Raw genomic sequence first — 3,862 nt, 5'->3', positions numbered from 1 at the left:
GCAACAACACCCACCTGCGGACCACCCTGGAGCAACGCGGCCAGAACTACGTCCTCGCCGTCTCCTGCCGGCACCACATCACCACCGCTGCCGGAAAGATCCGCGCCGACCTCCTGGCCCGGCGGATCCCGAAACGGGCCTGGCAGAAGCTGTCCGCAGGAGCCGGAGCCAAGGGCCACCGTCACTACGACTGGGCCCTGGCCCATGTCACCGACGAGCGTCCCGGCCACCGGCACCTCCTCGTCCGCCGCAACCGCCGCACCGGCGAACTCGCCCACTACCTCTGCTACTCGACCCACCCGACCACCCTGCAGACCCTGGTGAGGACCGCGGGGCGCCGCTGGACGGTGGAGGAGACATTCCAATCGTCGAAGGGACTGGCCGGACTCGACGAACACCAGGTCAGACGCTGGACCTCCTGGCACCGTTGGGTCACCCTCGCCATGCTCGCCCACGCCTTCCTTGCTGTGGTGACCGCACTCGAACGTGACCAGCACCAGACAACCAGCGCACTGAGTCCGCTGACCCGCAACGAGATCCAGCACCTGTTCACCACGCTCGTCACCCATGCCGCCCACGACATGGCGCACCGGCTGGGCTGGTCGCAGTGGCGACGACGCCACCAAGCCCGGGCCAAGACCGCCCACTACCGGCGCCAAGACGTCCAGCCAGCATGAAGATCACGATCTACGGCTGGAGTACTAGAAGGCGAATTGGAGGCAATCGAAACGCAGTTGAGGAGAACGGTGACTCAACTAGCGGCCGACCGAGCGCTGTATCACTGCCTGGACCGGATGACGGCCGGACAGAAACAGGCGCTGAGTGCCTACGCGTCGGCCACGGCGAACGCAGGCAAGGGAATGACGGCACTCGGCAAGCGGCACCTGAAGGCCGCCCGTTCCGCGATGCGTGACGCGCGTGCCGCGGTCCCGGCATGGGTCATGCCGATCAAACAGGTGGCCGAAATGATCGATCCCGAGCCGGACGCCTTCGACGTCGTCATTGTGGATGAGGCGAGCCAGGTCGGTCTGGACGGTCTGATGCTGCTGTGGCTCGCTCCGAGGATCATCGTCGTGGGTGACGACAAGCAGTGTGTCCCGTTTTACACAGGCGGCAAGCACGAGCGGCTCAACGAACTCCTCGACTCACTCCTGCCCCATCTCACCGACTGGCAGCGGGACGGACTCAGCCCCAAGTCCAACCTCTACGACCTGCTGTCTGCGCGCTTCAGCGAGACGATCAGGCTCACCGAGCACTTCCGGTGCATGCCGGAGATCATCAAGTGGTCCTCCGCCCAGTTCTATCCCGACAACGAACTCGTGCCGCTGCGGCAGTACGGAGCGGACCGACTGCGGCCCCTCGAAGTCGTTCATGTGCATGAAGGTCACTGTGAGGGACGGCGAGAGACCCTGGTCAACAAGCCCGAGGCCGAACGCATCGTCGCCAAGTTGCAGGAACTCGCGGAGGACGAAGCATATGCGAAACGGAGTTTCGGGGTCATCGTGCTCCGTTCCGGACACCAGACAAGGCTCTTGGAGAGTCTCATCGACACGCAGATCGACTCCACGATCCAGGAGCGGCACAACATACGTGTCGGCACGGCCGAACAGTTCCAGGGGGACGAACGGGACGTCATCCTGCTCTCGCTGGTCGTCGACGCCGACAACACCCGGGCCCTGACCGGCCAGGGCGACGGAAGACGGTTCAACGTGGCTGCCAGCCGGGCCCGCGACCAGATGTGGCTGTTCACCTCCGTCACACCGGACCAGCTGCGCAGTAGGGACCTGCGCCACTCCCTGCTCACCTATATGCAGGCGCCGCCGGAACTTCAGGGCACCTCTCCCGGCCTTTCCGCCGTTTCACCCGATGAGCAGTGCGAGCCGTTCGACTCGCTCTTCGAGCAGCGGGTCTTCCGCAGGATCAAGGAACGTGGCTACCACGTCGTCCCTCAGTGGAAAGTCAGCGGCAAACGCATCGATCTCGTCGTCGTTGGAGAGACGGGCCGCCTCGCCGTGGAGTGTGACGGCAGCCCGTATCACTCCACCCCTGACCAGATCCGTGACGACTACGAGCGGGAGCGGGAACTGCGCCGGGCAGGCTGGCAGTTCTGGCGTATACGCAGCAGCGAGTTCGCCCTGTCTCCCGAGGATTCGCTGACCCCGTTGTGGAAGCGCCTTGACGCTCTGGGGATCCGGCCCGGAGTTACCGAGGAGGCCCAGGGCGACTCGGGGAGCATTTGGGCCCCGATCGAGATGGACGACGCCGACCTCACCACCGATGAACTCGACGCCATGCTCGATGAGGATGCGTCCGTCTCTCTCGAAGGGGCCTGATGTGAACGAGATCTTCGATGACAGCACACTGACGGAGATTGCCCACCTGATCTGCGGGGACGAGACGCCACTGCTTTACCGGAAGGGGTACGAGATAGCCGCCTTCTTCCAGCGTGCGGGCTGGGACGACGTGCCAGAGTACGACGGCACACCAAGATACAAGTGGGCTAGGGAACTCCTCAAGGAGCGTCAGGAGGACGGAACAGACGATGCTGAACGCGCAATCTTGCGTTTGGCGAATCGCCTTGAGTACTACAACCAGCAACAGGAGTACCGCGCCACGCTGAAGCGCCTCAACGAGATTCTGGTGCTTGACGGTCGCCGGATCGAGGAGGAAAGAGGCCAGCCGGTCCTCATCCCCTGCCAAGCCGGTTTTGAGCACGAGGAGCGGCAGCTACGGCGGGTCGAGCTGAAGGTCTCCATCAGCGAGGTGGTGAACGATCCGGAGCTGGCTGCCACTGTGCAACTCCGGCTGGACGAGGCGCGCATCTGTTACGAGCACGGCGCCTATACGTCGGCGGTCATCATGCTCGGGAGCCTCCTGGAGGGAGTGCTCGCGCATGCCGCACAGACGCGCACCACAGGCGTACGCATGCCGAAGCCGATGCGGAACATGGGATTGAAAGACTTCCTGGATTTTGCGTACGAGAGTAAGTGGATCGAGCACGATGCCAAACTGGCCTCGGAGCTCATCCGGCAGTGCAGGAATCTCGTTCATCCCTTGGCGGAGAAACAGACCGGACACAGCCCGAATCGTGACACGCTCGACATGTGCTGGCCGGTGGTGAATGCCACGTTGAATGATCTCGCGGCGACGGTGCCCGTCGCTCCGCCTCCTACGGGTGCACCCACAGACCGAGGTCGTGGCCGCAACCCCAATACTTCAGCACAACGCCCAACGCCGGCAACCGTCGCTCGTCGCCGTCCGGACGACGGAAGATTTCAAGTCCAGTGAGACGGTCGTGACGTTATGAGGTTTGTGGTGCGGGTTCCCTGCGCTTGGCCGGGTCGTTGATCCACGCCTGCTGGGGTATCCGGGGTGGTCGGGGGCGGCGGCCGAAGCGTTCGGGGTGGCGGGCGTATGCCTCGGCGAGGGTGACGGCCCGCTGGTCGCGGACCTCCTCGGCGGTGCCGAAGTGCACGCTGGCGGGCGTGTGCCAGGCGATACCCGAATGCCGGTGTTCGTGGTTGTAGTACGCGATGAACGCCTCGAACCACTCGCGGGCATGGGCCAGCGAATCGAACCGCTCGGGGTAGTCGGACATGTACTTCGTGGTCTTGAAGTGGGCCTCGCTGTAGGGGTTGTCGTTGGAGGTCTTCGGCCGCGAGTGCGACCGGGTGACGCCGAGGTCGATCAGCAGCTGGGAGACTCTCTTGGAGGTCATCGACGTGCCGCGGTCGGCGTGCACGGTCTCGGGAACGATGCCGTTGCGGCGGATGGTCTCCCGGATCAACTCCTCGGCGCGTGCGGCCGATTCGGCGGCCTCGACGGTGTGGCCGACGATGTAGCGGCTGAAGATGTCGATGAT

General features: G+C 64.3%; 3 protein-coding genes and 1 pseudogene. 3 read left to right on the top strand and 1 reads right to left on the bottom strand.

Features of this window, described 5'->3' with window-relative positions; all coding sequences use genetic code 11:
- The 3 genes and pseudogenes from TU30_RS32710 to TU30_RS32700 all read left to right on the top strand — a co-directional run.
- Positions 1-677, top strand: a pseudogene (locus TU30_RS32710) (IS701 family transposase); the annotation flags it as partial.
- A gap of 36 nt (positions 678-713) precedes the next feature.
- Positions 714-2,333 (top strand): AAA domain-containing protein, encoded by a 1,620-nt coding sequence (locus TU30_RS32705; protein ID WP_234308080.1) that lies wholly within the window; start codon positions 714-716, stop codon positions 2,331-2,333.
- Between the two features lies 1 nt (position 2,334).
- Entirely contained in the window at positions 2,335-3,288 is a 954-nt protein-coding gene (locus TU30_RS32700) for a hypothetical protein (protein ID WP_042177257.1), read from the top strand.
- Between the two features lie 13 nt (positions 3,289-3,301).
- Here the strand turns inward: TU30_RS32700 and TU30_RS32695 are convergent.
- The coding region (locus TU30_RS32695; protein ID WP_042177255.1) for a DDE-type integrase/transposase/recombinase at positions 3,302-3,862 on the bottom strand (561 nt) is incomplete at its 5' end.

Source organism: Streptomyces sp. NBRC 110035 (genome assembly GCF_000829695.1).
Taxonomy (GTDB): domain Bacteria; phylum Actinomycetota; class Actinomycetes; order Streptomycetales; family Streptomycetaceae; genus Streptomyces.
The sequence above is the reverse complement of the archived record's forward strand: the minus strand, read 5'-3'. Positions and strand labels throughout refer to the sequence as shown.